General features: G+C 71.3%; 24 protein-coding genes and 1 pseudogene. 12 read left to right on the forward strand and 13 right to left on the reverse strand.

The genetic code is table 11. The annotated features are described in order from the left end of the window. Positions 1 to 280: 280 nt before the first annotated feature. On the reverse strand, positions 281 to 1,045 hold the full coding sequence (gene fabI / locus ACFWYW_RS45745) for an enoyl-ACP reductase FabI (protein ID WP_379617780.1): 765 nt from the start codon (positions 1,043 to 1,045) through the stop codon (positions 281 to 283). 1 nt (position 1,046) lies between these two features. Further along, on the reverse strand, positions 1,047 to 1,742 hold the full coding sequence (locus ACFWYW_RS45750) for a beta-ketoacyl-ACP reductase (RefSeq protein ID WP_379617778.1): 696 nt from the start codon (positions 1,740 to 1,742) through the stop codon (positions 1,047 to 1,049). Positions 1,743 to 1,819: 77 nt separating this feature from the next. Here ACFWYW_RS45750 and ACFWYW_RS45755 point away from each other — a divergent pair, with 77 nt between their 5' ends. After that, positions 1,820 to 3,313: a TldD/PmbA family protein gene (locus ACFWYW_RS45755; protein WP_379617776.1), complete on the forward strand. Its 1,494-nt coding sequence runs from the start codon at positions 1,820 to 1,822 to the stop codon at positions 3,311 to 3,313. Then, positions 3,313 to 4,680, forward strand: coding sequence for a metallopeptidase TldD-related protein (locus tag ACFWYW_RS45760; protein WP_379617774.1), 1,368 nt, complete (start codon positions 3,313 to 3,315; stop codon positions 4,678 to 4,680). The genes ACFWYW_RS45755 and ACFWYW_RS45760 overlap by 1 nt, the downstream gene beginning before the upstream one ends. Here the strand turns inward: ACFWYW_RS45760 and ACFWYW_RS45765 are convergent. Both ACFWYW_RS45765 and ACFWYW_RS45770 read right to left on the reverse strand, forming a co-directional pair. Beyond that, the gene (locus ACFWYW_RS45765; RefSeq protein ID WP_379617772.1) at positions 4,664 to 5,680 is read right to left on the reverse strand and encodes a carcinine hydrolase/isopenicillin-N N-acyltransferase family protein; all 1,017 of its coding nucleotides are present in this window, start codon (positions 5,678 to 5,680) and stop codon (positions 4,664 to 4,666) included. The two genes, ACFWYW_RS45760 and ACFWYW_RS45765, sit on opposite strands and share 17 nt — an antisense overlap. A gap of 72 nt (positions 5,681 to 5,752) precedes the next feature. Continuing rightward, positions 5,753 to 5,965 carry a dodecin gene (locus ACFWYW_RS45770; protein ID WP_379617770.1) on the reverse strand — a complete coding sequence of 71 codons (213 nt, stop codon included), beginning with the start codon at positions 5,963 to 5,965 and terminating at the stop codon, positions 5,753 to 5,755. 98 nt (positions 5,966 to 6,063) lie between these two features. Here ACFWYW_RS45770 and ACFWYW_RS45775 point away from each other — a divergent pair, with 98 nt between their 5' ends. Beyond that, positions 6,064 to 6,378, forward strand: coding sequence for a DUF3099 domain-containing protein (locus tag ACFWYW_RS45775; protein ID WP_379617768.1), 315 nt, complete (start codon positions 6,064 to 6,066; stop codon positions 6,376 to 6,378). Between the two features lie 293 nt (positions 6,379 to 6,671). Here the strand turns inward: ACFWYW_RS45775 and ACFWYW_RS45780 are convergent, their stop codons facing one another. The 5 genes and pseudogenes from ACFWYW_RS45780 to ACFWYW_RS45800 form a co-directional block, all read right to left on the reverse strand. Then, positions 6,672 to 7,478, reverse strand: coding sequence for an NTP transferase domain-containing protein (locus ACFWYW_RS45780; protein ID WP_379617766.1), 807 nt, complete (start codon positions 7,476 to 7,478; stop codon positions 6,672 to 6,674). 352 nt (positions 7,479 to 7,830) lie between these two features. Next, positions 7,831 to 8,820: a GTP 3',8-cyclase MoaA gene (gene moaA, locus ACFWYW_RS45785; RefSeq protein ID WP_379617790.1), complete on the reverse strand. Its 990-nt coding sequence runs from the start codon at positions 8,818 to 8,820 to the stop codon at positions 7,831 to 7,833. A 19-nt stretch (positions 8,821 to 8,839) separates the two neighbouring features. Continuing rightward, positions 8,840 to 9,745, reverse strand: a complete 906-nt coding sequence (locus ACFWYW_RS45790) for a GNAT family N-acetyltransferase (RefSeq protein ID WP_379617764.1) — start codon at positions 9,743 to 9,745, stop codon at positions 8,840 to 8,842. 31 nt (positions 9,746 to 9,776) lie between these two features. Then, positions 9,777 to 10,964 (reverse strand): annotated as a pseudogene (locus ACFWYW_RS45795) (RtcB family protein). Positions 10,965 to 11,039: 75 nt separating this feature from the next. Further along, positions 11,040 to 11,651, reverse strand: a complete 612-nt coding sequence (locus ACFWYW_RS45800) for an alpha-ketoglutarate-dependent dioxygenase AlkB (RefSeq protein ID WP_379617762.1) — start codon at positions 11,649 to 11,651, stop codon at positions 11,040 to 11,042. Positions 11,652 to 11,770: 119 nt separating this feature from the next. Between ACFWYW_RS45800 and ACFWYW_RS45805 the strand changes: the two genes are divergently transcribed. Beyond that, complete coding sequence (locus tag ACFWYW_RS45805) at positions 11,771 to 12,556, forward strand: isocitrate lyase/phosphoenolpyruvate mutase family protein (protein ID WP_379617760.1); 786 nt, start codon at positions 11,771 to 11,773, stop codon at positions 12,554 to 12,556. A gap of 45 nt (positions 12,557 to 12,601) precedes the next feature. Continuing rightward, entirely contained in the window at positions 12,602 to 13,456 is an 855-nt protein-coding gene (locus ACFWYW_RS45810) for a VOC family protein (RefSeq protein WP_379617758.1), read from the forward strand. Here the strand turns inward: ACFWYW_RS45810 and ACFWYW_RS45815 are convergent. After that, the gene (locus ACFWYW_RS45815; protein WP_379617756.1) at positions 13,453 to 15,483 is read right to left on the reverse strand and encodes a glycogen debranching N-terminal domain-containing protein; all 2,031 of its coding nucleotides are present in this window, start codon (positions 15,481 to 15,483) and stop codon (positions 13,453 to 13,455) included. The genes ACFWYW_RS45810 and ACFWYW_RS45815 overlap by 4 nt on opposite strands. Positions 15,484 to 15,572: 89 nt before the next feature. Here ACFWYW_RS45815 and ACFWYW_RS45820 point away from each other — a divergent pair, with 89 nt between their 5' ends. From ACFWYW_RS45820 to ACFWYW_RS45835, 4 genes are read left to right on the forward strand one after another with little or no spacing between them, the layout of a single operon-like run. After that, positions 15,573 to 16,538 carry a LacI family DNA-binding transcriptional regulator gene (locus tag ACFWYW_RS45820; protein WP_379617755.1) on the forward strand — a complete coding sequence of 322 codons (966 nt, stop codon included), beginning with the start codon at positions 15,573 to 15,575 and terminating at the stop codon, positions 16,536 to 16,538. Continuing rightward, positions 16,535 to 17,758: an extracellular solute-binding protein gene (locus ACFWYW_RS45825; protein WP_379617754.1), complete on the forward strand. Its 1,224-nt coding sequence runs from the start codon at positions 16,535 to 16,537 to the stop codon at positions 17,756 to 17,758. Before ACFWYW_RS45820 ends, ACFWYW_RS45825 begins: the two co-directional genes overlap by 4 nt. A gap of 4 nt (positions 17,759 to 17,762) precedes the next feature. Next, positions 17,763 to 18,746, forward strand: coding sequence for a carbohydrate ABC transporter permease (locus ACFWYW_RS45830; protein WP_379617752.1), 984 nt, complete (start codon positions 17,763 to 17,765; stop codon positions 18,744 to 18,746). Next, on the forward strand, positions 18,743 to 19,549 hold the full coding sequence (locus tag ACFWYW_RS45835) for a carbohydrate ABC transporter permease (protein ID WP_379617750.1): 807 nt from the start codon (positions 18,743 to 18,745) through the stop codon (positions 19,547 to 19,549). The genes ACFWYW_RS45830 and ACFWYW_RS45835 overlap by 4 nt, the downstream gene beginning before the upstream one ends. Here the strand turns inward: ACFWYW_RS45835 and ACFWYW_RS45840 are convergent, their stop codons facing one another. Continuing rightward, positions 19,550 to 20,146, reverse strand: a complete 597-nt coding sequence (locus ACFWYW_RS45840; protein WP_379617748.1) for a trimeric intracellular cation channel family protein — start codon at positions 20,144 to 20,146, stop codon at positions 19,550 to 19,552. A gap of 28 nt (positions 20,147 to 20,174) precedes the next feature. Beyond that, positions 20,175 to 21,662 carry a peptide MFS transporter gene (locus ACFWYW_RS45845; protein WP_379617746.1) on the reverse strand — a complete coding sequence of 496 codons (1,488 nt, stop codon included), beginning with the start codon at positions 21,660 to 21,662 and terminating at the stop codon, positions 20,175 to 20,177. A gap of 151 nt (positions 21,663 to 21,813) precedes the next feature. On the opposite strand from ACFWYW_RS45845, the gene ACFWYW_RS45850 reads away from it, so the two are divergent. The 3 genes from ACFWYW_RS45850 (at position 21,814) to ACFWYW_RS45860 (ending at position 25,362) form a co-directional block, all read left to right on the forward strand. Further along, positions 21,814 to 23,652 carry an AMP-dependent synthetase/ligase gene (locus ACFWYW_RS45850; protein WP_379617744.1) on the forward strand — a complete coding sequence of 613 codons (1,839 nt, stop codon included), beginning with the start codon at positions 21,814 to 21,816 and terminating at the stop codon, positions 23,650 to 23,652. Positions 23,653 to 23,720: 68 nt separating this feature from the next. Next, positions 23,721 to 24,740: a hypothetical protein gene (locus tag ACFWYW_RS45855; RefSeq protein ID WP_379617742.1), complete on the forward strand. Its 1,020-nt coding sequence runs from the start codon at positions 23,721 to 23,723 to the stop codon at positions 24,738 to 24,740. A 127-nt stretch (positions 24,741 to 24,867) separates the two neighbouring features. Further along, positions 24,868 to 25,362 carry a hypothetical protein gene (locus ACFWYW_RS45860; RefSeq protein ID WP_379617740.1) on the forward strand — a complete coding sequence of 165 codons (495 nt, stop codon included), beginning with the start codon at positions 24,868 to 24,870 and terminating at the stop codon, positions 25,360 to 25,362. Positions 25,363 to 25,434: 72 nt separating this feature from the next. Here ACFWYW_RS45860 and ACFWYW_RS45865 read toward each other — a convergent pair whose 3' ends face one another. Beyond that, the gene (locus ACFWYW_RS45865) at positions 25,435 to 26,862 is read right to left on the reverse strand and encodes a PLP-dependent aminotransferase family protein (RefSeq protein WP_379617738.1); all 1,428 of its coding nucleotides are present in this window, start codon (positions 26,860 to 26,862) and stop codon (positions 25,435 to 25,437) included. Positions 26,863 to 26,933 lie beyond the last annotated feature (71 nt).

Raw genomic sequence — 26,933 nt, forward strand, 5'->3', positions numbered from 1 at the left:
GTGTCTGGCCGGCGGGGCGGTGTTGCGGCGGGGACCACGTCCGACGTGAGAAGCGCCCGATGATCGGGGCCCGCGCACGGCGGCGGGAGGCGGCAGGCCGGCTTGCCGTAACCACGAAAGGACGCCAACCACGAAAGGGCGCGAACCACGAAGGGACGCCGACCACGAAAGGACGCCAACCACGAAGGGACGCCGACCACGAAAGGACGCGAACCACGAAAGGCGCGGCGGCGGACCGAGAGCGACCACGCACGCACGGAGAAGACGCGCGGCGGGAGAGTCAGGCGCCGATCGCGTGGACGCCGCCGTCGACGTGGAGGATTTCGCCGGTGGTGGCGGGGAACCAGTCGGACATCAGGGCGACGCAGGCGCGCGCCGCCGGGGCGGTGTCGGACAGGTCCCAGCCCAGCGGCGCCTTCTCCGGCCAGCTGTCCTCGAACTCCTTGAAGCCCGGGATCGACTTGGCGGCCATCGTGCGCAGCGGGCCGGCGGCGACCAGGTTCACGCGGATGCCCTGCTTGCCGAGGTCGCGGGCGAGGTAGCGGTTGGCGGACTCCAGGCCGGCCTTGGCCACGCCCATCCAGTCATAGACCGGCCAGGCCTTGGAGGCGTCGAAGTCGAGGCCGACGACCGAGCCGCCCTCCTTCATGAGCGGCAGGCAGGCCACGGCCAGCGACTTGTAGGAGAAGGTGGAGATGTGCAGGGCGGTGGCGACGTCCTCCCACGTGGTGTTGAGGAAGTTGCCGCCGAGCGCGGTCTGGGGGGCGAAGCCGATGGAGTGGACGACGCCGTCGAGGCCGTCGACGTGCTCGCCGACCCGGGAGGCCAGGGTGTCGAGGTGCTCGGTGTTCTGGACGTCGAGTTCGAGCACGGGCGCGGGCTGCGGGAGCCGCTTGGCGATCCGCTCGACGAGGCTGAGCCGGCCGAAGCCGGTCAGCACGACCTGGGCGCCCTCCTCCTGAGCGATCTTGGCCACGGAGAAGGCGATGGAGGCGTCGGTCAGCACGCCCGTCACCAGGATGCGCTTGCCTTCGAGAATGCCCATGTCAGTGCCCCATTCCGAGTCCGCCGTCGACGGGGATCACGGCCCCGGTGATGTAGGAGGCGTCGTCGCTCGCCAGGAAGCGGACGACGCGCGCGATCTCCTGGGGCGCCGCCTGGCGGCCCAGGGGGATGTTCTTGACGATGGCCTCGCCGTCGAGCTCGGCGGTCATGTCGGTCTCGACGAAGCCGGGGGCGACGACGTTGACGGTGATGCCGCGCGAGCCGTACTCGCGGGCGAGGGAACGGCCGAAGCCGACGAGCCCCGCCTTGGACGCGGCGTAGTTGGCCTGGCCCGCCTGGCCGGACAGGCCGACGACCGAGGAGATGAGGATGATGCGGCCGCGCTTGAGCTTCATCATCGGGCGGATGGCCCGCTTGGCGACGCGGTAGGCGCCGGTCAGGTTGGCGTCGATGACGTCGGTGAAGGTCTCCTCCTTCATCATGGCCAGGAGGGTGTCCTTGGTGATGCCCGCGTTGGAGACGAGCACCTCCACCGGGCCCTGTTCGGCTTCGACCTTGGCGAAGGCGGCCTCGACGTCCTCGGTGCTGGTCACGTCGCAGCGGACGCCGAACAACCCCTGTGGGGGCTCGCCCGATCGGTAGGTGACGGCGACGGCGTCGCCCGCCGCTTCGAGTTCGCGGGCGATCGCGAGGCCGATGCCCCGGTTGCCGCCGGTGACGAGTACTGAGCGTGCCATGGGACCTGACGCTATCTGCTACCGGCTGGTACGCGCTTGTCCAGGGGGTACAAGATCACGGGGTTAGGATCGTTGACATGCGTCAAATCGACCCTGATTTCCTCGCGCTGCCACTCGGGCAGCTCGCGGACGCCGCCCTGCAACGTGCCCGTGACCTGGGTGCCGAGCACGCGGACTTCCGCCTCGAACGCGTCAGGGGCGAGTCCCTGAGCCTCTACGACACGCGGCTCGAAGGCGCCGTCGACGCCGACGACCTCGGCTTCGCGGTGCGTGTGGTCAAGGGCGGCACGTGGGGCTTCGCCTCCGGCATCGACCTGACCCCCGAGGCCGCGGCCAAGGTGGCCGAGCAGGCGGTGCGGGTGGCCGAGGTGAGCGCGCCCATCAACAGGGAGCCGATCGAGCTGGCTCCCGAACCGGTCTACTCCGGCCTCACCTGGGTCTCGCCGTACGAGGTCGACCCGTTCGACGTGCCCCAGGCCGACAAGGTCGCGCTGCTGGCCGAGTGGTCGGCGGGGCTGCTCAAGGGCGCCGACCACGTCTCGGCCCGGCTGCTGCAGGTGAAGGAGCAGAAGTTCTACGCCGACAGCTCCGGCACCTCCACCACGCAGCAGCGGGTACGCCTGCACCCGGCGCTCAACGCCATGAAGGCCTCCGAGCAGGGCTTCGACGACATGTCGACGATCGCGCCGCCGGTGGGACGCGGCTACGAGTACCTGACGGGCACGTTCTGGGACTGGGCGGGCGAGCTGGCCCAGCTTCCCGAGCTGCTGGCCGAGAAGCTGGCCGCGCCGTCGGTCGAGGCGGGCGACCACGACGTGGTCATCCACCCGTCGAACCTGTGGCTGACGATCCACGAGTCGATCGGCCACGCCACCGAGCTCGACCGCGCGCTCGGTTACGAGGCCGCGTACGCCGGGACGAGCTTCGCCACCTTCGACCAGCTCGGCGAGCTCGTCTACGGCTCACCGATCATGAACGTCACCGGCGACCGCACGGTCGAGCACGGCCTGGCCACGATCGGCTACGACGACGAGGGCGTGGCGGGCCAGAGCTTCGACATCGTGCGCGACGGCATCCTGGTCGGCTACCAGCTCGACCGGCGCATGGCGCTGATGAAGGGCTTCGGCCGTTCCAACGGCTGCGGCTTCGCCGACTCCCCCGGCCACATGCCGATCCAGCGCATGGCCAACGTCTCGCTGAAGCCGGCTCCGGACGGCCCGGCCACCGACGAGCTGATCTCGCGGGTGGAGCGCGGCCTGTACATCGTCGGCGACAAGAGCTGGTCGATCGACATGCAGCGCTACAACTTCCAGTTCACCGGCCAGCGGGCCTACCGGATCGAGAACGGCGCCCTGGCCGGGCAGGTACGGGACTTCGCCTACCAGGCGACGACGACGGACTTCTGGCGCTCGATGGAGGCCGTCGGCGGCCCCCAGACCTACGTGCTCGGCGGCGCCTTCAACTGCGGCAAGGGCCAGCCTGGACAGGTCGCGCCGGTCAGCCACGGCTGCCCGTCCGCGCTGTTCCGCGGCGTCCGCATCCTCAACACGGTCCAGGAGGGTGGCAAGTGATGACTCCCCAGGAGATGGTTGAGCGGGCGCTGAAGCTCTCCACGGCCGACGACTGCATGGTGGTCGTGGACGACGGCTCGACGGCCAACCTGCGCTTCGCGGGCAACACCCTGACCACGAACGGCGTGGCCCGCTCCGCCCAGCTGACCGTGATCTCGATCGCGGGCGGGGGTGTGGGCGTGGTCTCGCGCGCGGCCGTACGTCCTGAGCAGCTCGCCGGCGTGGTGGCCGCGGCCGACGCGGCGGCGCGCGAGGCGCAGCCCGCCGAGGACGCGCGCCCGCTGGTGTCGGGCGTGCCGGCGAGCGCGGGCTGGGCCGATCCGGTCGTGCCGACCGAGATCGGGGTCTTCGGCGAGTTCGCGCCCGCGCTGGGCGAGGCGTTCTCGGCCGCCGAGGCGGGCGGCAGGAGACTGTACGGCTTCGCCGAGCACACGCTGACCTCGACCTTCCTCGGCTCCTCCACGGGCCTGAGGCTGCGCCACGACCAGCCGACCGGCAGGCTGGAGCTCAACGCCAAGTCGGCCGACCTCAAGCGCTCGGCCTGGACGGGCGTGGCCACGCGCGACTTCGCCGACGTGGACGTCGCCGCGCTCGACGCCTCCCTGGCCATGCGGCTGGAGTGGGCGAAGAACCGCATCGACCTGCCCGCGGGCCGCTACGAGACGCTGCTGCCCCCGAGCGCGGTCGCCGACCTCATGATCTACGCCTACTGGTCGGCGGGCGCCAGGGACGCGCTGGACGGCCGGACGGTCTACTCCAAGCGCGGCGGCGGCACCCGCGTGGGCGAACGGCTCGCGCCGCTGCCGCTCACGCTGGCCAGTGACCCGGCGGCGGAGGGCATCGGCTGCGCGCCGTTCGTCGTGACCCGCTCGGCGGGGCGCGAGAGTTCGGTGTTCGACAACGGGCTGCCGCTGGCGGCGACCGAGTGGGTCTCCGGCGGCACGCTCGCGGCGCTGCGCCAGACCCGCTACTCGGCGGAGCTGAGCGGCCTGGCCGTCACCCCCGACATCGACAACCTGATCATGCGCGGTGACGGCGGCAGGTCGCTGACCGAGATGATCGCCTCGACCGAGCGGGGCCTGCTGCTGACCTGCCTGTGGTACATCCGCACGGTGGACCCGCAGACGCTCCTGGTCACCGGCCTGACCCGCGACGGCGTCTACCTGGTCGAGAACGGCGAGGTCGTCGGCGAGGTGAACAACTTCCGCTTCAACGAGAGCCCGGTGGACCTGCTGGGCCGCATCAGCGAGGCGGGCGCCGCCGAGCAGACGCTGCCGCGCGAGTGGAACGACTACTTCACGCGCGCGGTCATGCCGCCGGTGCGGGTGCCGGACTTCAACATGTCGACGGTCAGCCAGGCGAGCTGAGCGTTGGCGATCGGAGGGTGAAGCTGTGCACGCGTTGCCACCGTTTCGCGGTGACGACGCGTGCGCTCCCTTTGGCCAGGTCGTAGACGACCGACCAGCGGGTGTGGCCCTGGGCGACGCTCCTGAGCAGGTCGAGGGCGTCGGCCTTGGTGCCGAGGCCCTGGTCGAGGGTGCGGTAGCGGGTGTCGGCCAGGCGGGTGTCCCGGCCGGCGCCGGCCATCGTGATGTTGGTGAGGATCCGGTCGCGGATGATGTTGAGGCGGCCGTCTCCGTACTCGGCGACGGCCGAGGCGCCGGAGCGGTCGGCGATGAGGTAGTGGACCTGCGGCCCGCCGGTGAAATCGACGGTGCGTGAGCGCATGATCTCCACAGCCTCCTCCACGGTCGCGGCGCGGTCGAGCATGAGGCGGATGATCCGCAGGCTGCTGATCGCGGGCCGTTGGGGCGTGGGCTCGGGCAGGTCTGCGGTGGGCACGGAGGCCAGGCCCACCGCCAGGCCCTTCTCGTTGACGCCGTCGAAGGGCGTCAGAACCGCGTGGGCGAGGCGGCGCCGGTCGGCGGCCAGGTCGGGCGCGCCGCCGTGGTCGAGGATGTAGGAGACGTCGGCCATCGCCAGGGAGGCGTAGGCGTCGGGCGGGTCGGACCTGATCATCATCGCCGGGTTGGGGTCCCAGTCGAAGTTGCGGCCGAACTCCCCGCCGCGCAGGAACAGCGAGCAGGCCCAGCCGGAGTCCTTCCTGGCCAGTTCCGCGTTGGTGAGCGGGGCTTCGGGGTCGTAGGAGCCCCGGTAGGTCATCTCGTACAGCGGCAGGTCGTCCACCCGGCGCAGGCTGGCGGCCGTGCGGGCGATCTCGTCGGCGCTCTGCCGTAACAGCGGCTCGGCCGCCGGTGCGCTGCTCACGGGCCTGTCCCTGCGCACGGCACTTTCCTCCTGTACGGCGCAGCCCCCTGCGAGAACGGTCCCCAGCACGCAGACCAGCGCCACGGTTCGGCGATGCATCGCGACCCCCTTCGCTCCGAAGTCTCCGATGCACCGCCGGAAATGTCACCCACTACCGCGAAATCGTGACGATCAGCCGTCTTCCAGGCGGAAGCCGACCTTCATCCCCACCTGGAAGTGCGCGATCTCGCCCTGGTCGATGTGCCCCCGGATCTCCGTCACCTCGAACCAGTCCAGGTGGCGCAGGGTCTGCGAGGCCCGCCTGATGCCGTTGCGGATGGCCTCGTCGACACTCTCCCCCGAAGTCCCGACTATCTCGGTCACCCGATACGTTCGATCCGTCATCTCCGCCTCCTCTTACTCGAAAGCCATGATCGCATGACCCTCGCTCCGGCACCGGCGCCCCGTCGCGTCCTTCACCTCCGAGGTCTACCGTGGGAGGCATGAGGGGGTGGCGTACGCGCAAGCAGGTCCACCAGGTGACGGACGCGCAGCCGTCGCTCTCCGACGACGTGCGCAAACGCGAGATCAGCTACCTCATCAAGATGGGCATTCGCACGCTCTGCCTCATCCTGGCCGTCGTGGTACCCGTCCCCTGGCCCTACCGGCTGCTCTTCATCGCCGGCGCCGTCTTTTTGCCGTACATAGCCGTAATCGGGGCCAATGAGAGGTCGAAGGACTCCCCGCCTCCTACCTTTCACACACCGGAGGCTAACCAAAGCGAGATACCCCTGCACCGACGCGAGATCGGGTCGTGACTAAGTCTTGACGCATCCCACGGGTTGTAGGTGTACGCTTTAGCCAAGCGCTCCGGTCCCCCGTCGGAGTGCTGGTGCCGGCGTTCCGGGCCCCCGTCGGAACGCCGATGAAGCGAAGCCGGGTGGTTTGCCCCCGTAACCACCCGGCTTCGCCCTTTTCTGGGAAGACCTCATTGCCCCCGCTCAGCGGGTAGGTCTGCTTTCCCGAAATCGTTTACATCTCGTCGGTGCGCGAAATTCACAGGAAATCTTCAGGTTCGGTCACGGGTTGACACGGGGAGTTCGTAGGAGTGTCACTCGCCGGTCAGCTTCTCCCGGGTCGCCTCGGTCCAGTCGCCGGCCAGAGCGGTCAGCCGGGTCACGGCGTCCTCCGGCGCGGTGCCCGCTCCCTGGGCCAGTCCGAGCAGGTAGGCGGTGAGCGGCGCGGCCGGCCGGGCCACGCCGTGGGCCACCTCCTTGGTGAGGTCCAGGATCAGGTCCCGGTCCACTTTGGCCGGGTCGATGCCGAGTTCCTCGCAGACCAGGGCCGTCCACTCGCTGAGCACGTTCATGTGAGCCTCCTCCAGATCGTCCATAGTGTCGCAGTCGAACCAGGGCCGGCCGGGCAACGCCACCCGAACCGGCTCCAGCGGCCCCAGCAGCCCGCGCAGAGACCGCCCGTCATAGCCGCCGAGTGCCTCCCGGAGCACCCCGGCCCGCCACACCCCGGCCAGCCACTGCTCCCGCCCCCCGTCATCCACCAGAACCGCCCCGCGACCACCTGAAGCGGCGTCGCAGCGGGCGGCGTCGAAGAGCGCGGTGACGTGCGCAGGGCGCAGCAGAGGCATGTCGCCCGCCAGGAGCGCCACCCAGGGCGCCAGAACCTCGCTCAGCCCGGCACGCAACGCGGGCACCGGCCCGCCACCCCGAGGCTCCTCCAGGACGTAGCGGGCCCGCGGGGCAGGACGCTCCGGCCCCACGACGATCACCCTCCCGGCATCGGGTACGGCGGCGGCCACGATCTCCAGGAGCGACCGCCCGCCCACGCTCAGGCCGGGCTTGTCCACGCCACCCAGCCGCCGGGCGGCGCCTCCGGCCAGAATCACCGCGTCATAAGCCACCCAGCCACGGTAACCGCCGAGATCACCCCCAACGCCACGGCCCCACACCCCGGAGCACCACGGGCCCACCACCATGAGCACCACGGGTCCATCGCCCGGAGCACCATGGGTCCACTACCGAGAGCGCCACGGGTCCGCCACCCGGAGCGCCGCGGTCCGTCCCCGGAGGGCCTGCCCAGGTGGTGTGCGTGCGCTGTATCGGCGCGCGACCACGTCAGACTGCCGGCCATCGGCCGAGGCCGCGCGCCCGCGACGGCGGGCGGTGGTGGGGCGGCTTGCCGTAACGGCTAGAAAGCCCTGGAACGGCCAGAAACCGCCAGACGTCCGCCACGACGGAGAAAGAATGAAAGAATCAGCCGCCGATCGCCGACATGGGACGCGCGGGCTGGAGGAACGAAGCGTCATCGATCCCGTGGCCGGGGCGTTTGGTGGCGACGGCGGAGATCCAGCGGGCGGCGAGGTCGTCGTCGGAGGCGCCGGCGCGCATCGCCGTCTTGAGGTCCGACTCCTCCCGCGCGAACAGGCAGTTGCGCACCTGCCCGTCGGCGGTCAGCCGCACCCGGTCGCACGCGCCGCAGAACGGCCGCGTCACCGACCCGATCACGCCCACCCGCGCGGGCCCGCCGTCGACCAGGAACCGCTCGGCGGGCGCGCTGCCCCGCTCCTCCCTGTCGTCGGGGGTCAGCTCGAAGGACGGCGCCAGCATCGCGAGGATCTCGTCGGCGGTGATCATGTTGTCGCGGGTCCAGCCGTGCTGGGCGTCCAGCGGCATCTGCTCGATGAAGCGCAGTTCGTAGCCGCGCTCCAGGCAATGGCGCAGCAGCGCGGGCGCCTCGTGGTCGTTGATCCCGCGCATGAGCACGGCGTTGACCTTCACCGGCCGCAGCCCGGCGTCGTTCGCGGCGGTCAGGCCGGCCAGGACGTCGCCGAGGCGGTCGCGGTGGGCCAGGCGCTTGAACGTCTCCGGCTCCAGCGTGTCCAGCGAGACGTTCACCCGGTCGAGCCCCGCCTCGGCGAGGGCCGGGGCCAGGCGGGCCAGGCCGATGCCGTTGGTGGTCAGCGAGACCTGCGGGCGCGGGCGCAGGCGGGTGGTGCGGGCGACGATGTCGGGCAGCTCGCGGCGCAGCAGCGGCTCGCCGCCGGTGTAGCGGACCTCGGTGATGCCCAGGCGTTCGACCCCGATGGTGACGAGCCTGACGATCTCGTCGGCGGTCAGCAACTGGGCGTTGGGCAGCCAGTCGAGGCCCTCGGGTGGCATGCAGTACGTGCAGCGCAGGTTGCATTTGTCCGTCAGGGACACCCGAAGGTCGGTAGCCACTCTCCCGTAGGAGTCGTTGAGCATCGGGGTCATGTGGCACACCCTACGGCACGCCGTCGGGCGCGTCGGCGTTCAGGGTCTTCTCAAACCAATGGTGGGCATAAGGCTCTTCGTTGAAGCGGCTCACCTCGGTGTAGCCGGCCGTCTGGTAGAGCCGCTTGGCCTCGGCGAGGGCGGCGTGCGTCTCCAGCCGCACCGTTCTCGCGCCGTGCCCGGCCGCGCGCGCCTCCAGCTCGGCCAGCAGCCGCCGGCCCAGCCCCAGCCCGCGTACGGCCGGCGACACCCACATCCGCTTGAGGTGGGCGCTGTCGCCATGGAACTTGAGCGCCCCGCAGCCGACCGGATCGGCATGCAGGGTGGCCACCAGGATCAGCCCCTTGGGCGGCGTGAGCTCCCGCTCCCCCGCCGCGATCCCCCGGGCCGGATCGAACCCTTCGGGAAAGCGCCTGCCCAGCTCGGCGAAGTACTCGCCCAGGCTGTGGCGGGCGTCGGGGTGGCGCGGGTCGGTCACGGCCACCTCGACCATGGAGGCGACCAGCAGCCGTTCGACCTCGGTCATGGCGGCGACGAGCCGCGCGCGCTGGCCGTGGTCGAGCGGCCGCAGGATCGACTCGGCCTGTTCGTCGGAGCGCCGGTCGAGCTCGGCCCGCTCGGCCAGCCCCCGTTCGGTGAGCCGGGCCCTGCGCACCCGCGCGTCGCCCGCGTCGCTCTCGACGACCACCAGCCCGTCGCCCTCCAGGGCGCGCAGGATCCGGCTCAGGTACCCGGAGTCGAGGTCGAGGCGCGCGCGCAGCAGGCGTACCTCGCTGCCCGCGTCCCCGATCTCCCACAGCACCCTCGCCTGCCCGAGGGGACGCCCTCTGGTGAGGAAGGCGTCCTCCAGGGCGCCCACGCGCTGGGTGACGGTGCGGTTGAAGCGCCGCACGCGCTCGACGAGCGTTCCGTCCATTCTCTGACCTTAGTCAGGCGATGCGGGATCGTCACCCCTTGACGCAGATGAGCTGGCGCAGGTGCGCGACCACCTTGACCAGGTCGGTCTGGGCCGCCATGACCGACTCCAGGTCCTTGTAGGCACCCGGGATCTCGTCCACGATCCCCGCGTCCTTGCGGCACTCCACGCCGAACGTCTGCTCCTCCAGGTCCTTCACGGTGAAGGTCTTCTTCGCCTTCGTCCGGCTCATCTTGCGCCCCGCGCCGTGCGAGGCCGAGTTGAACGCCGCCGCGTTCCCGAGCCCCTTCACGATGTAGGTGCCCGTGGCCATGGAACCGGGGATGATGCCCAGGTCCCCGCTCCCCGCCCGGATCGCGCCCTTGCGGGTCACGAGCACGTCCACCCCGTCGTACCTCTCCTCGGCCACGTAGTTGTGGTGGCAGGAGATGGGCTGGTCGTAGGTGATGTCCGGGAGGTGGCGGCTGAGGACGTCGCAGACCAGCCCCATCATGACCGCGCGGTTGCGGCGGGCGTAGTCCTGGGCCCAGAACAGGTCGCGGCGGTAGGCGTCCATCTCCGGCGTGCCGCCGAGGAAGACCGCCAGGTCGCGGTCGACCAGGCCCTGGTTGTGCGACAGGCCGCGGGCGACGCCGATGTGGTGCTCGGCCAGTTCCTTGCCGATGTTGCGCGAGCCGGAGTGCAGCACCACCCAGACCCACTGCTCGTCGTCCGCGCAGATCTCCAGGAAGTGGTTGCCGCCGCCGAGCGTGCCCATCTGCACCTCGGCGCGCTACCTGCGGGCGTGCACCTGCGGCGCGAGCTCGTCGAAGCCCTTCCAGAACGCGCCCCACCCGGACGTCTTCAGCCCCTGGACCGCGGACGGGTCGACCGGCAGCTTGTGGTGGCCGAAGCCGACCGGGACCGCCCGCTCCAGCTTCCCGCGCAGGTACGCCAGGTTGTCGGGCAGCTGCGAGCTCTTGTAGGACGTCTTGACCGCGGTCATCCCGCAGCCGATGTCCACCCCGACCGCGGCCGGGGAGACGGCGCCCTTCATCGCGACGACCGAGCCGACCGTCGCGCCCTTGCCGTGGTGCACGTCGGGCATGACGGCGACACCGTGGACCCACTCCAGGTTCGCCACGTTGCGCAGCTGCTGCATCGCCTGCGGGTCGACGGACTCGGGCTCCGCCCACATCCTGATCGGCCTACGGGTGCCGGTCACCTCGTTGTACGTCATCTCGTATCGCCTCCTCCCGGGTACATCCCGAACGTGATCAATGACGCCAGAAGCGTGTCACCCCGGGCAACCCATTTAACGCCCCCGGGCCTGGAAGCTGCTGGAGAAGTTCACGCTGACGCGCGGGCCGGTCGGGGTGGCCTGCTTGGGGACGCTGTGGCGCCAGTCGCGCTGGCAGCGTCCGCCCATCACGACCAGGTCGCCCGCGGCGGGGGTCAGCGCGACGCTGCGCCCGCCGGCGCGCGGCTTCAGGAGGAAGCGCCTGGTCGCGCCCAGGCTCAGGACCGGGACCACGCACAGTTCGCGCCGGCACGTGGCCCAGTCGCCGTGCCAGCCGGTGCTGTCGCGGTGGTCGCGGTAGAAGTTGATCCACAGTCCGTCGTACGGCACGCCGTAATGGGCCGACAGGACGGCGGCGGCCGTACGGAGGAGGTCGTGGGGCGCCTCGGCGAGGTCGGGATACTCCGCGGTCAGCCGGGGCTCCACCATCATGCGGTCGGCGATGCGCCGCAGCCGCTGCTCCCACGCCGCGCCCGCGATGAGCGCGCGCAGCAGCTGGTCGGAGCCGGTCAGCCAGGCGGGCACGTGCTCCACCCAGGAGGTCTCGTCCAGCCGGACGCGGCGGGCGGTCGCGAACGCGCGGTCGAGGCTCGGCGCCTGCTGCGCGAAGAGGTCGAGCTGGTCCATGCCTCAGGGTGTACGGCACCCGCGCCCGCTCCTTCCGGTCGTATCCGGCCATCCCCGGGGCTGGATGATGTCCGAATCCGGCCGGTGGACGTGCGGGCGGCCCGCGTAGGGTCGGCCGCATGACGAGTTCCAAGGCTGAGACCTTCGCCGCCCTGCACCGCCCCGGCGACCCGCTGCTGCTACCCAACGCCTGGGACGTGGGCTCGGCCGTGGCGATCGCCGCGGCGGGGGCTCAGGCGATCGCGACGACCAGCGCCGGAGTGGCCTGGTCGCTCGGGTTCGCCGACGGCGCGGACCTGGGGGCCGACCGGGTGGCCGCGGTGGTCGAGCGGATCGCGGGGGCGGTCGAGCTGCCGGTGTCGGCCGACATCGAGGCCGGGTACGACTCGGTCGAGGCGACCGTGACCGCGGTCGTGCAGGCCGGGGCGGTCGGGGTGAACATCGAGGACCGGGTGGCCGGTGCGATGCTCGACCCCGCCGAGCAGGCCGGGCGGCTGGCCGCCGCCCGTGCCGCCGCCGACCGGCTGGGCGTGCGGGTGTGGATCAACGCGCGTACGGACGTCTATCTCGCGGGCAGCGGGCGGCTCGACGAGGTGAAGCGGCGCGCCGAGGCGTACGCGGCGGCCGGGGCCGACAGTCTGTTCGTCCCCGGGCTGATCGATCTGGCGGCGCTCGCCGAGCTGTCGGCAGGGCCGCTGCCGGTCGCGGCGATGGCGTGGGCGGGGGCGCCGGGAGTGCCGGAGTTCGCCTCGGCCGGGGTGGCGCGGGTGAGCCTGGGCTCGGCGATCGCGCAGGCCGCCTACGCGCTGGCCGCGAGGGCGACCACGGAACTGCTGGAGAAGGGCGGGTACGACGCCACGGGGGACGGCCTGCCGTACGACAAGATGAATGCTCTCTATAAATAGAGAGTGTACTCTCCTTTAGGAGTCAACTCCTAAAGGAGGTTTGCCGTGGGTCTGCATCATGTGGGGCATGTCATCGGTGACATGGAGGGGGCGGCGCGGTTTTACCGGCGGCTCGGGTTCACGGTGGCACCGGCCGCCTATCCCGTGCTGCCCGGCGTCGAGCAGCCGTTCGGGGTGGCGAACGCGCACATCTACCTCGGCGACGGGTTCGTGGAGCTGGTGGCGGTGCTCGACGGGGTGCCCGGCGAGGCGCGGCCGATCCCGCTGCGGGTGCCGGACGACAAGCTGCCGGGGCTGGTGGCGGCCGTCCGCGCGGCGTCCGCGGCCATCGCGGGCTTCCTGGAGCGGTTCCAGGGCCTGCACATCGTGATCGCCGCCACCTCCGACCTGGACGCGGTGGCCGCGCGGCTCAGCGCCGGCGGCGTCGGGCACGGCGGGGTGCACGCCATCCAGCGCCCGGTCGAGACCGCCGCGGGCACCGCGATGGAGCCCGCCCGCTACCTGGAGATCTCCGGCCCGCCGCCGGAGGGCAGGATCGGGTTCGCCGAGAACGGCCCGGACTCCGCGGCCCTGGCCGTCGAGCACGCCAACGGCGCGAGCGCCCTGGTGGAGTGCGTCCTGTGCGTGTCCGACCAGGAGGTGGGTGCGGCCCGGCGGCGCTACGAGGGCTGGGCGGGTGTCAGGATCGTGTCCGCGTCGGCGCTGCCGGGGCTGCTGCCCGGCGAGCGCCCACCGGCCCTGCCGGCGTTCGTCGCCTACGCGGTGTCGGTACGCGACCTCGCCGCCACCGAGCGGTTCCTGCGCGGCAACGGCGTCCCGATCGTCACAACGGGCTCCGGCGAGATCTTCGTCCCCGCCGAGGCCGCGCTGGGCGCCGCGATCGTCTTCCGGCAGGGCTAGAGCCCCTCCACCCGCAGCCCCGGCGGCAGCCCCGTGACCCGCGCCGCGCCGGAGCCGTCGACCGTCACGTCCACGGGCGCCCCGGCCACCCGGAGCCCCCGGACGGTCAGCGCGCCCAGCGGCGCCCCCGGGCGGACCAGCACCCGCCCGCCCGGAACATCCGGATAAAGCCCGGCGGCGGCCTGGACGATCGCCAGGGCGGAAGCCGCCGACCAGGCCTGCGGACGGCAGGCCGCCGGGTACGGCACCGCCCGCCCCATCAGCGAGCGCTCGTCCCCGGCGTGCAGTTCGGGCAGCCGGTAACCGAAGGTCTCCGCGGCCGACAGCAGCCCCTCGGCCAGATGGGCGGCGAGCGCGCCGTGGCCGCCGCGGGCCAGACCGGCGACGACGATCGCGGTGTCGTGCGTCCAGATGGAGCCGCAGTGGTAGGACAACGGGCTGAACCCCGCGTCCGCCGCCGACATCGTGCGCAGGCCGAACCCGCCCGACATCGCGGGATCGGCCAGCGTCCGCGCGATCCGCAGCTCTTCGCCCGTCGTCAGGATGCCGGTGCCGAGGAGGTGCCCGATGTTGCTGGTCAGCGCGTCCACCGGGCGCTTGTCGCGGTCGAGGGCGAGCGCGGGATAACCGCCGTCCACCCAGAACCGCTCACGGAACCGCTCGGCCAGCCGCCCCGCGTAGTCCCGCCACCGGCCGGCGCCGGGCCGTCCGAACGCCTCCAGCAGCGCCGCCCCCGCGAGGGCCGCCTCGTGCGCGTACCCCTGGACCTCGACGAGGGCGATCGGCGGCTCGGCCCGCGTGCCGTCGCGGAAGCGGACGGCGTCGCCGGAGTCCTTCCATCCCTGGTTGGCCAGGCCGCGGCCACCGGCGTCCAGGTACTCCAGGAACCCGTCGCCGTCGGCGTCCCCGTCGGTGGCCAGCCAGCCGAGCGCGGCCTCCATGGCGGGGAGCAGATCGGCCACCTCCGGCTCCGGCAGGCCCCAGCGCCACGCGTCGTGCAACAGGGTGATCCAGAGCGGGGTGGCGTCGATGGTGCCGTAGTAGGTGGGCGGCAGGCGCAGTCCGCTGTCGAGGACGAACTCGTGCCCGCGCAGCTCGTGCATGATCTTGCCGGGGGCCTCGCCGGTGGCGGCGTCGGACTTGGTTCCCTGGAGGCGGGCCAGGACGCGTAGCGTGCCCGCCGCCAGGGAGGTGCCCAGGGGCAGCATCATGCGCGCGGCCCAGATGCTGTCCCTGCCGAACAGGGTCAGGAACCACGGCACCCCCGCGCCCAGGAACGTCTCGCCGGGCGCCCCGGTCACGGTGAGCCGTAGCGACTCCAGGTCGTCGAGCGACTGGCGGGCCAGCCGTACCAGCCGGGCGTCGTCGGCCTCGATCTCCGGCCTGCTCCACTCGCGGGGGCCCGCCGGTGCCGCGACGACCGCGCGGGGGTCGGTGACGGCGACGTTCCACCGCAGCGTGCGCCGCTCGCCGGGCGCGAGCGTCACCTCCCACCGCGGGCCCGCCCCGGCCTGCTCGCCGCCGTCGGCGGCGGTGACGGTGACGCGGGCGTCTCCGGCGCGCCAAAGCAGCTCGCCGTTGCCGGTCTCGGGTTTGCGGGGTACGGCGCCGCCGCCCGACTTCACCACGTCGATGGGGGCGAGATCGCCGGCCAGGGTGACGGTGACCGTACAGGTGAAGGGGGCCGAGGCCGTGGAGGCGATCGTGATCTCCTCGGCCATCGCGCCCGGCGTGACCCGCCGCACGCGCTCGACCCGGACGGTGGGGTCGGCGGCGCGGTCGCCCAGCCACCGGGCCAGCGAGACGAAGCGGGCGAGCCCCGCGGCCGGTACGGCGTGGCCGATCGGCTCCGGTTCGCGCCCGTCGATCTCCAGCCTGGCCTGCGAGAGCACGCGGGTGTCGGCGTGGAAGAGCCCCTGCACTCCGGCGGGCCTGATCTGGCCGTCCGCCCCGCTGAGCGCGCTCGTCGGGGCCAGGACGGTGCTGACGAGGTCGTGCAGTAGCGGTTGCAGGCGGTGGTCGTGCACGGTGAGGACCCCTTGACACTCCGTTTACTTGAACGATCTAATCCTGTCACACACCTTTTAGATCGATCAAACCCCTAGAAAGGTTGTAAATGCCGGAAAAGGTGACGATCGCCGACGTGGCCCGTCATGCCAGCGTGTCCCGCCAGACGGTGTCGAACGTGCTCAACTCCCCCGAAGTGGTCAAGGAGGAGACACGGCAGCGGGTGCTCGCGTCCGTGGAGACCCTCGGCTACCGGGTGAGCGCCGCGGCCCGGCAGATGCGGACCGGACGTTCGCGCCTGCTGGCCGTGCGGATCGAGGCGACCCAGGATGGCATGAACGTCTTCGACCGTTTCCTGCACGGCCTCACCGAGTCGGCGGCCAGATCCGGCTACCGCGTGCTGCTCTACGCCGCCACCGGCGACAGCGACGAGATCGCCACGATCGATCAGCTGCTGGGCGAGTTCGAGCCCGACGGGTTCGTGCTGACCAGCACCCACCACGGCGACCCACGTGCCTCCTGGCTGGCCGAGCGCGACCTGCCGTTCGTCACCTTCGGCCGGCCGTGGGGCGCGCCGGCGGCAAGCCACCCGTGGGTGGACGTGGACGGCGCCGCCGGGACCGAGTCCGCCACCCGCCACCTGCTCGGCGAGGGCCACCGCCGGATCGGCTTCATCGGCTGGCAGGCGGGCTCCGGCGTCGGCGACGACCGCAGGAACGGCTGGTCCAGGACGCTGGCCGCAGAAGGGCTCGACGCCGGCCTCGCGCTGGAGACCGACGGCTCCAGCGCCCAGGGCCAGGCGGCCGCGCGGGAACTGACCGGGCGCGGCGCGAGCGCCCTGGTCTGCGTCAGCGACTCCGTGGCGCTCGGCGCCCTCCAGGTCCTGCCGGCCGTGGTCGGCTTCGACGACACCCCCGTCGCCGCCGCCGTCGGCCTCACCAGCCTCGGCCAGCCCCTCGCCGAGGCCGCCGCGCACTGCGTCGACCTGCTCACCGGCCGCCTGTCCGGCCGGCCGTCGGCGGCGCACGTGCTGCTCACCCCCTCCCTGGTCATCCGAAAGGAACCCCGCTCATGAAACGCCTCGCGATCCCCGCGGCGGCAGCCGTACTCCTGTCGGCCACGGCCTGCGGCAGTGGCTTCGACGACCGGCAGGCCGCGCCCGCGCAGCAGAGCAGCGGCCCGGCCGCGCTCCAGGTCCTGATGGCCTCCTCCGGCGAGGTCGAGACGAACGCGGTCAAGCAGGCGGCCGAGGCCTGGGCCAAGGCCAGCGGCAACACCGCCGCCGTCACCCCGGCGCAGGACATCCACCAGCAGCTCGGTCAGGCGTTCGCGGGCAGCAACCCGCCGGACGTGTTCTACGTCGACGCCTCCCGCTTCGCCGACTACGCCAGCGTGGGCGCCCTGGAGCCCTACGGCGACAAGATCTCCGACGCCCAGGACTTCTACCCGAGCCTGCGCGAGACGTTCACCTACGACGGCACGTTCTACTGCGCGCCCAAGGACTTCTCCACGCTCGCCCTGGTCGTCAACGACGAGCTGTGGAAGAAGAACGGGCTCACCGCCGGCGACGTCCCCGCCACCTGGCAGGAACTCGACGCCGTCACCAAGAGGATCAAGGGCGTGGCGCCGCTGGTGTTCGGCGAGACCCGTGACCGGCTCGGCGTCTTCATGGTCCAGTCCGGCGGCTGGATCATCAGCGAGGACGGCAAGCGGGCCACCGGCGACAGCCCGGAGAACCTGGCCGCGCTGGAGTACGTCAAGGGCCTGCTGGCCGGCAAGCGGGCCCAGTTCGCCAAGGCGCTCGACGCCGAGTGGGGCGGCGAGGCGTTCGGCAAGGGCAAGGCCGCGATGACGATCGAGGGCAACTGGATCAAGGGCGCGATGCGGGCGGACTACCCCGGCGTCGCCTACTCCGCGCACGAGCTGCCCGCCGGGCCCAAGGGCAAGGGCACGCTGTCGTTCACCAACTGCTGGGGCATCGCCGCCAAGTCGAAGAACAAGGCGGCGGCGATCTCGTTCGTCGAGGCGATGACCAAGGCCGAGCAGCAGATGGTCTTCGCCAAGGCCTTCGGCGTCATGCCCTCGCGGCAGTCGGCCAAGGACGCCTACCTCAAGGAGTTCCCCGGCGACGGCGCGTTCGTCAACGGCGCGGAGTACGCGCAGGGGCCGGTGAACGCCCCCAAGATGGACAGCGTCCTGTCGGACTACGACACCTCGCTGCAGCAGCTCGCCACCCGCGATCCCCAGGCGATCCTGGCCAGGCTCCAGAAGAACACCGAGAGCGCGCTCGGCTGACGTCATGCGCAGCCGTACCAGGGAGAACCTCGCGGGGTGGCTGTTCGTGGCGCCGGTGGTGGCGATCCTCGGGCTGTTCATGCTGCTGCCGATCCTCATGGCGCTCTGGGTGAGCCTGACCGGGTGGAACGGGCAGGGCAGCCCGTTCCGGGCGGGCGTGCCGTTCGTGGGCGGGGAGAACTACGCGCGCCTGTTCACCGAGGACGGCCTGGCCCGCGAGAACTTCATGACCAGCATCCGCAACAACGTCTACTACGTCGCCGTGGTCGTGCCGCTGCAGACGGCGCTGGCGCTGGGCCTCGCGCTGGCGGTGAACAAGCGCAGGACGTTCTTCCGCACCGCGTTCTACTTCCCCTCGGTGACCAGCTCGGTGGCGATCAGCGTGGTGTTCCTGTTCATCTTCAGCAACTCCGGGGCGGTCAACCAGGTCCTGGGGTTCCTCGGGGTGAACGGGCCGCAGTGGTTCAGCGATCCGCGCGGGGTGATCCAGCTCCTCATCGGCGATCCGCCGGCCGCGCTCACGGGCAACGGCGTGCTGGGCCTGACCTGGTGGGAGTGGCTGTCGGGGCCGAGCGTGGCGATGTGCGCGATCATCGTGCTGGTGGTGTGGACGACGTCGGGCACGTTCATGCTCATGTTCCTCGCGGCGCTGCAGAACATCCCGCGGACGCTGGACGAGGCGGCCATGATCGACGGGGCCTCGCGCCGGCAGCGCTTCCTGCGGGTGACGCTGCCGCTGCTGAAGCCGACGATGTTCCTCGTGCTGACGCTCGGGCTGATCGGCACCTGGCAGGTGTTCGACCAGATCTACGTGATGAGCCAGGGCGATCCGGCCAAGACCACGCTGACGCCCGCGTTCCTGTCGTACCGGACGGCCTTCCGCGACTTCGACTACGGCTCGGGCACGGCGATCTCGTTCGTGCTCTTCCTGATCATCGTCCTGCTGACGCTGCTGCAGCGCTGGATCATGAGGGAGCGCGAAGCATGAGGCGCGTCGTCCTGATCGTCTTCTCCATCGCCTTCGTCTACCCGTTCGTCATCCAGATCGCCAACTCCTTCAAGACCGATCCGGACGCCTCCGCGCACCCGCTCTCACCCATCCCCGACCCGGCCACGCTGTCGGCGTTCGAGCGGGTGTTCTTCGGCACGGACATGCCGATCTGGCTGACGAACTCGCTGCTGGTCACCGTGGTGCTCACGCTGGGGCGGCTGCTGCTGGACTCGATGGCCGGGTACGCGCTGGCCAGGCTGCGGTTCCGGGGGCGGCGCGGGCTGTTCGCGGCGATCATCGCGATCATGGCGGTGCCGGGTGTCGTGCTTTTTATCCCGAAATTTCTGGTCTTGAACCAGTTGGGGATGTACGACTCCTACCTGGCGCTGATCCTGCCGGTCATCGCCGACGCGGCCGGGGTGTTCGTGATGAAACAGTTCTTCGAGTCGGTGCCGCGCAGCGTCGAGGAGGCGGCCCGCCTGGACGGCGCGGGCACCTTCCGCGTCTTCTGGTCCGTGGTCCTGCCGATGTCGCGGCCCGCGCTGATCACGCTGACGATCCTGTCGTTCCAGAGCTCGTGGAACGAGTTCCCGCACACGCTGGTCGCCGTGCAGGACCCGGCGCTGTTCACGCTCCCGCGCGGGCTGGCCGACCTGGTCAGCGGCTCTCTCGGCGGCGGCACCCAGTTCCCGCTCAAGCTCGCCGCCGCGCTGCTGGCGACGATCCCGGTCGCCGTCATCTTCGTCGTCTTCCAGCGCCACTTCGTCCGCGACCAGAACCAGGGAGCCGACAAGGGCTAGCTAGCCGTCGGGGCGGACGCCGCGGGCCAGGGGGGCGCGCCAGCCGTACCTCATGGCGGCGATGCGCAGGACGAAGGCGATCACCGCGGCGGCCAGCGTCGCGGGCCAGCCGTGCAGGTCGTAGACGTACAGGGCGCCCATGACGGCGGAGCCGACCATCGCGGGCACGGCGTAGAGCTGGCGGTCGTACAGGAGGGTCGGGATCTCGCCGGCCAGCAGGTCGCGCAGCATACCGCCGCCGACCGCCGTGGTCACGCCCAGCAGGACCGCGTGCAGGGGGTTCAGGCCGTATTCGAGGGCCTTCTCCGTGCCGACGGCGCAGAACAGGCCGAGGCCGGCCGCGTCGAGGATCATGATGGCGGGCATGACCCTGGCCACGTGCGGATGCCAGAAGGCGACGATGACCGTGGCGGCGAGCGGCACCAGGACGTAGCCGAGGCTCTGGAAGGCGGCGGGCCGTACGTTGAGGATGAGGTCGCGGACGATGCCGCCGCCCAGCGCGGTCATCGAGGCGAGCACCGCCATCCCGACCACGTCCAGCCGTTTGCGCACGCCCATGAGCGCCCCGGTGAGGGCGAAGACAAAGATTCCGGCCAAGTCGAGAATTTCGGACACGGTGGATGTTTTACCGGATCGGGGGCATCGTCGGCGTGTCGTGCTCGGCCATCATCTCCCTCAGCTTGCGCACGAACATGAACAGCGCCACCCCCGCGACGATCGCCATCGCGGCGAGCACCAGGTAGTACGTGGTGTCGGACATGACGCTGCTCAGCCTGCCGGTCTGGCCGCCCACGGCGTCGCCGACCGAGACCGCGATGAACCAGACGCCGAGCATCTGGCCCTTGAAGGCCGCGGGCGCGAGCTTGGTCGTGACCGAAAGCCCGACCGGGCTCAGCGACAGCTCGCCGAAGACCTGGATGAGGTAGACCAGCACCAGCCACCACACGCTGACCTTGCCGCTCTCGGCGAGCTTGGCGGCCAGCGCCATCACGACGAAGCTCAGGCCGACCATGATCAGCGCGAACGCGAACTTCTGCGGCGTGCTGACCCGGTTGCCGAGCTTGAGCCACAGCGCCGCGAAGACCGGTACGAAGATCATGATGAACAGCGGGTTGAACGACTGGGTGGTGGCCGCCTGGATCGGCACGCCCAGCAGGTTGAGGTCGGTGTTGTTCTGGGCGAAGAACAGCAGCTTGCTCGGCGCCAGGTCGTAGATCATCCAGAAGATGGCCGCGGCGACGAACAACCAGATGTAGGCCTTCATCTTGGAGCGTTCGTCGGCGGTCAGCTCGTGGGGGCCGCGCAGCACGTAGAGGAAGTAGACGATCGGCACGGCCAGGATGACGATGGTCACGACCAGCGTGAAGCGGTCGAGGTCGAAGGTGCCGCTGGCGATCCAGACGGCCAGGACGGCCAGCACGACCACGACGCTGACCAGCGTCAGCCGCAGCACCTTGGTGCGCTCCGCCGGGGTCAGCGGCTCGCCGGGCCGGTCGCCGACGCCGCGCAGCTGCTTGCGGCCGAGGGTGTACTGCACCAGGCCGAGCGCCATGCCGACCGCCGCCGCGCCGAAGCCCAGGTGCCAGCGGTCGCCGGCGGCCAGCCAGCCCACGACCAGCGGGGCGAAGAAGGCGCCGAGGTTGATGCCCAGGTAGAACAGCGAGAAGCCGGAGTCGCGGCGGCCGTCGTCGCCCTCGGGGTAGAGCTTGCCGACCATCACCGAGATGTTGGGCTTGAGCAGGCCGGTGCCGGTGATGATGAGCAGCAGGCCGACCGCGATGAAGACCGGTCCCTGGACCGGGATGGCCATGCTGATGTGGCCCAGCATGATGACGAAGCCGCCCCAGAACACCGACCTGCGGGCGCCCAGGATGCGGTCGGCGACCCAGCCGCCGGGCAGCGCGACGAGGTAGATGAGCGCGCCGTAGACGCCGACGACGGCCTGGGCGGTCTCCTCGGTCATGCCGAGGCCGCCGGTGGCCGGGGAGGCGGCCAGGAAGGTGGCCAGGATGGCGCGCAGGCCGTACCAGCTGAAACGTTCCCACATCTCGGTGCCGAAGAGCGTGGCCAGACCCCAGGGATGGCCGAAGAACGTCCTGCCGCTGCTGCTCATGCGCGCCCCCCGAACGACACGTTGTGCATGTGATCCAACACTCTACGTGACCGCTCTCGTGAAGCTGTCTCACAGGGTCTTGCCGCTTCCCCCCGCGTGTGGTGCGATGCATCCCACTCGTGCAAGTGAATACTGACTGGAGGCGGGCGCCATGGCCGAAGTCCTTGAGGTACGGGCCGAGATCGAGTCGCAGATCGCCGGCCGTACCGTGTGCGAGCAGCTGAGACAGGTCGCCGCGGACCATCCCGACTCCCCCGCCTACTCCGACCCCGAGGGCGAGGGCTGGCGCACGCTCACCTACGCCGAGGCGCGCGAGAGGGTGCTGACGATCGCGGCGGCGTTCGCGGAGCTCGGGCTGGAGCCCGGCGAGGCCGTGGCGCTGATGATGGTCAACCGCGGCGAGCACGTGCTCGCCGACCTCGGAGCGGTGCACGCCGGCGGCGTGGGCTGCACCATCTACTCGACCTTCGCCGCCGAGCAGATCGCCTTCGTGGCCGCCGACGTCGGCGCCCGCTACGCCGTGCTGGGCGGGCCCGCCGACGTGGACCGCTGGATGCCGGTCCTGGACCAGCTCACGGAGCTGCGGCGGATCATCGTGCTGGACGGCGCGCCCGAGGGCGACGAGCGCTTCCTGCCGTGGGCGGACTTCCTGGCGCTCGGCGAGCGCGCTCTGGCCGCCGGTCGCGCCGCCGTGGACGCCCGCTGGCAGGCCGTACGCGCCGACGACACCGTCACCGTCCTGTACACCTCGGGCACCACCGGCATGCCCAAGGGCGTGCCGCTCACCCACCGCAACGTCTTCTACGAGGTGGCCTCCACCGACCGCCTCACCACGCTGCCCGTCCAGGGCACGCAGATCAGCTACCTGACCTACGCGCACATCGCCGAGCGCGTCCTCAGCCTCTACCTGCCGCTGATGAAGGTCTCGCACGTCTACTTCTGCACCGACCTGGCCAACCTCGGCGCCACGCTGGGGCAGGTCCGGCCGATGATGTTCTTCGGCGTGCCGCGCGTGTGGGAGAAGATGATGGCGCGCCTGCAGGCCGTCCTCGCCACCCAGCCGGAAGAACAGCAGCAGCAGGTACGGCAGGCCATGGCGGCCGGCGTCGCCTACGTCGAGGCGGGCCAGCACGGCGGCACCATCACCCCCGAGATCCAGGCCGCCTACGACCAGGCCGACAAGGCGCTGCTGTCGGTGGTCCGCGCGATGATCGGCTTCGACCAGGCCCAGTGGACCGCGACCGGCGCCGCGCCGCTGCCCGGTGAGGTGCAGCGTTTCTTCGCCGGCCTCGGCCTGAAGGTCATCGACGTGTACGGCATGACGGAGACGACCGGCGCCTTCACCGGCAACAGCCCGGCCGTCTACAAGCTCGGCACCGTCGGCAGGGCCGAGCCGGGCGTCGAGATCCGCATCGCCGAGGACGGCGAGATCCTCACCCGCAGCCCGCTCAACACCGGCGGCTACCTGAACCGGCCGGAGGAGAGCACGGCCCTGATCGACGAGGACGGCTGGTTGCACACCGGCGACATCGGCTCGATCGACGAGGACGGCTTCGTACGGGTCGTGGACCGCAAGAAGGAGCTCATCATCACCGCGGGCGGCGAGAACATCTCGCCCGCCAACATCGAGAGCCACCTGAAGGAACACCCGCTCATCGGCCAGGCGCTCGCCTACGGCGACGGCCGCCCGCACCCGGTGGCGGTCCTGACGCTCGACGCCGAGCTCGCGCCCGGGTGGGCGCAGGCCCGCGGGATCGCCTTCTCCTCACTGGCCGAGCTGGCCCAGAACGGCGAGGTGCTCAAGGAGGTCGAACGGGCCGTGGAGGCGGCCAACGCCAAGCTGGCACGGGTGCAGCAGGTCAAGCGCTGGGCCCTGATCGGCAGCGAGTGGACGGCCGAGACGGCGGAGCTCACGCCGAGCCTGAAACTGAAGCGGCGCGTCATCCACGCCAAGTACGCCGACGTCATCGAGGGGCTTTACGTGGACTGACGGCTTTTGCCGTTGGGGGCGTGTGTCCTACCCCTGGCCATTACCGGATGGTTCCTACCGTCTTGATCATGACCAGTAGAGTCCTTCTGGCTTCGCTCGCGGCGGGGGCCCTCGCGGTACCCGTGCCGGTGGCCGACGCGGCGAGCGAGCCCGCCATCAGAGAGATCACCATACGTCCGGCCGATCCGGTGGTCGGGCCCACCGGATCGGTCCGCCTCATCATCGAGGTCGTCGCCCAGGGGGTGGACGGCCGCGAAGGGGTCACCGTCAAGGTGGACCCGGGCGCGCCACCGGACGGGGTGCCCGCGCCTCCGGTGGACCCCGTGGATCCGCCGCCGGTGACCCCGCCGCCGCTGCCCGCGCCCACCGCGGTCCCGTCCGCCGCGCCGTCCGTCCTCCCGTCGGTCGCGCCGTCCGCCGTTCCGTCCGCCGTGCCCTCGGTCGCGCCGTCCGCGGTGCCGTCGGCTCTTCCGTCCGCGCTGCCGTCCGCGGCGCCTTCCGTGCTGCCGTCGGCCGTGCCCTCCCAGGTGCCGCCGTTGCCCGCGCCGCTGCCGCCCGCACCCGGGCTGGCCGTACCGGGGCAGGCTCCGCAGTGGCACGAGGAGATGGCCGGGCCGATGCGCCGCGGCGACGGCTGGCAGACCTGGCGCTTCCTGCCCGAGAAGGGCCTGACCCGCTACTACCCGTCGGGCACCTGGACGATCGTCGCCACGGCGACGAGCCCCGACGGCAGGACCGTGACCGCGCACAAGTCGTTCAAGCTGCGCAAGGAGACCCGCCTGACCTCGGTGCAGGCCACCAAGGTGGCCGGTACGAAGGCCGTACGGCTGCGCGGCGTGCTGACCCGCGTGGACCCGATGGGCTTCACCGACTACGCCCCGTTCGGCAACCAGCGCATGGAGATCCTGCACCGCCGTGACGAGAAGTCGCCGTGGAGGCAGGAGGCCGTGGCGACCACCTCGGAGCTGGGCAAGTTCGGCAAGACCGTGCTGGGCCCGGCGAGGGGGCAGTGGCGGGCCCGGTTCCCGGGCACCGGTCACTACGCCGCGGAACTCTCCTCTGTCGAACACATCGGAGATCGTCCTTGACCTTCGCTTTAACGGTCGTTGCCGAATCGTGATCATTCTGGCGGCAACCTTTCCCTGCCTTTGCGCGTCATTGGCGTAGACGTGTTCTGTCCCGGAGCACGTCTCGACGGGGAAGGAAGTTTCTTAGATGATGCGACGTCTCGCGGCCGCGGCAGCTGCTGCCGCGCTCGGCACCGCCGTGCTGGCGACCGCCACTCCCGCCATGGCCGAACCTCCCGGCCTCGGCTTCGACACCGGCGACTACGGCGACGGCGGCAACACCCGCCTGTCGTTCGACGCCAACCCGGAGCCGGTCTGGAAGGGCTCGCGCCTGAGCCTTGAGGGCAAGCTCTCGGTGCAGTGCGACGAGGACTACATCAACGGCTACGTGCAGGTGTTCAACGCCGACCACTGCCGTGAGGGCAGCTGGTACTGGCTCGGCGGCAAGCGGATCACGATCCTCTTCAAGCCGAACTACTCCGGCCGCTGGCACTACGTCGACACGGTCCGCACGGACAACGGCGGCTACTTCCACACCGGGGCCCGCGCCTGGACCTCCGGCACGTGGAAGGCGGTCTTCGAGGGCAGCAGGTACCTCGAGGGCTCGGCCGCGACCGACTGGGTGCGGGTCATTCGCCACTAGTCACAGCGCAAGCGGAACGCCCGGCCCTCTTGTCCCGAGGGGCCGGGCGTTTCGCCGTCCACGCTCCAGGAGTCAGACCATCGGGATGAGCGTCTCGGCCGGGCGGGGGCCGACCGGGCCGCGGGCGTCGGCGGCCGCGAGCATGCGGGCCGCCTCGGCCAGCACCGCCGGAGGCTGGGTGAACGGCAGGCGCACGTAGGACTCCAGGGTCCCCTCCAGGCCGAACCAGGGGCCGGGCGCCAGCCGTAGCCCGTGAGTGGCCGCGGCCTCGGCGAAGGCGATGGCGTTGCCGCGCGGCAGCCGTATCCACAGGGTGCCGCCGCCACGCGGGACGGTGAAGCTCCACTCGGGCAGGTGCGCGCGCACCGCGGCGACGAGCGCGTCACGCGAGGCGCGCAGCGTGCGGCGGCGCTCGGCGCGCGTCTCCTCCATCCGGTCGAACAGCCGTGCCACGATCAGCTGTTCCATCACCGGGCTGGCGATATCGACGGCCGCGCGGTGCAGGGCCAGGCGCCGGGTGAGCGCCTCGGTGCTGCGGATCCAGCCGATACGCAGCCCGCCCCACCACAGCTTGGACGCCGACCCGATCGTGATCACGCGGCTGTCGGTGTCGAAGGCGGCCATCGGCGCGGTCCCCGGCACCTCCTCCATCGCCAGTTCCGCCCAGGTCTCGTCGATGAGCAGCATGGTGTCGGTACGGCGGGCCGCCCCCACCACCGCCGCCCGGGTGGCGTCGTCCATGAGCGCCCCGGTGGGGTTCTGGAAGTCGGGCATCAGGTAGGCGAGCCTGGCCGCCGACTGCCGCATCGCGCCCGCGACGAGGTCGGCCTGCCAGCCCGCGTGGGTGATGCCGACCGGCGCGATCCTGGCGCCGCGCTGGCGGGCGGCGTCGATGGCGTGCGGATAGGTGGGCGACTCGACGAGCACGGTGTCGCCGGAGCCGACGAGCAGGCCCATGACGAGCTGGATGGCGTGCTGGGAGCCGGTGGTGACGAGGATCTGCTCGGGCCGGGTGGCCAGGCCGCGGGCGCCGTAGTGGGCGGCGATGCGCTCGCGCAGCACGGCCAGGCCCATCGGGTCGTAGCCGTTGCCCATGCCGTAGCGGCCCACGTCGTCGACCGCCTCCAGCATGGCCTGGCGCAGGTGCGAGGGGGCGCCGGGGGCGGCGCAGTGCAGTTGGAGCAGCCCGTCGTCGCCCGTGGACAGCCACGGGTTGTCGACGGTGGTGGCCGGGTCGGGCAGTTCCGTCCAGCTTCCCGAGCCCTGGCGGCTGTCGAGGTAGCCCTGCTCGCGCAGCAGGTCGTAGGCGGAGGTCACGGTGGTGCGGCTGACGCGGAGCTGCTCGGCCAGATGGCGCTCGGCGGGCATGCGCACGCGGACCGGGATCTGGCCGTCCAGGATGCGCGCCCGTACCGCGCCGGCCAGCGCGCGGTAGTAGGGCCGGGCGTCGCGCGGCACCGCGACGAGCCTCGCGACCTGCGCCGCACTCAAGAACCTCATAAGGCCACTTTTCACGATTGGCCCTTTTGGCGCAACCCAATCCCCTGCCACCATGAGACCACTATGAGCGA

This window comes from Nonomuraea sp. NPDC059023 (assembly GCF_042740095.1).
GTDB lineage: Bacteria > Actinomycetota > Actinomycetes > Streptosporangiales > Streptosporangiaceae > Nonomuraea.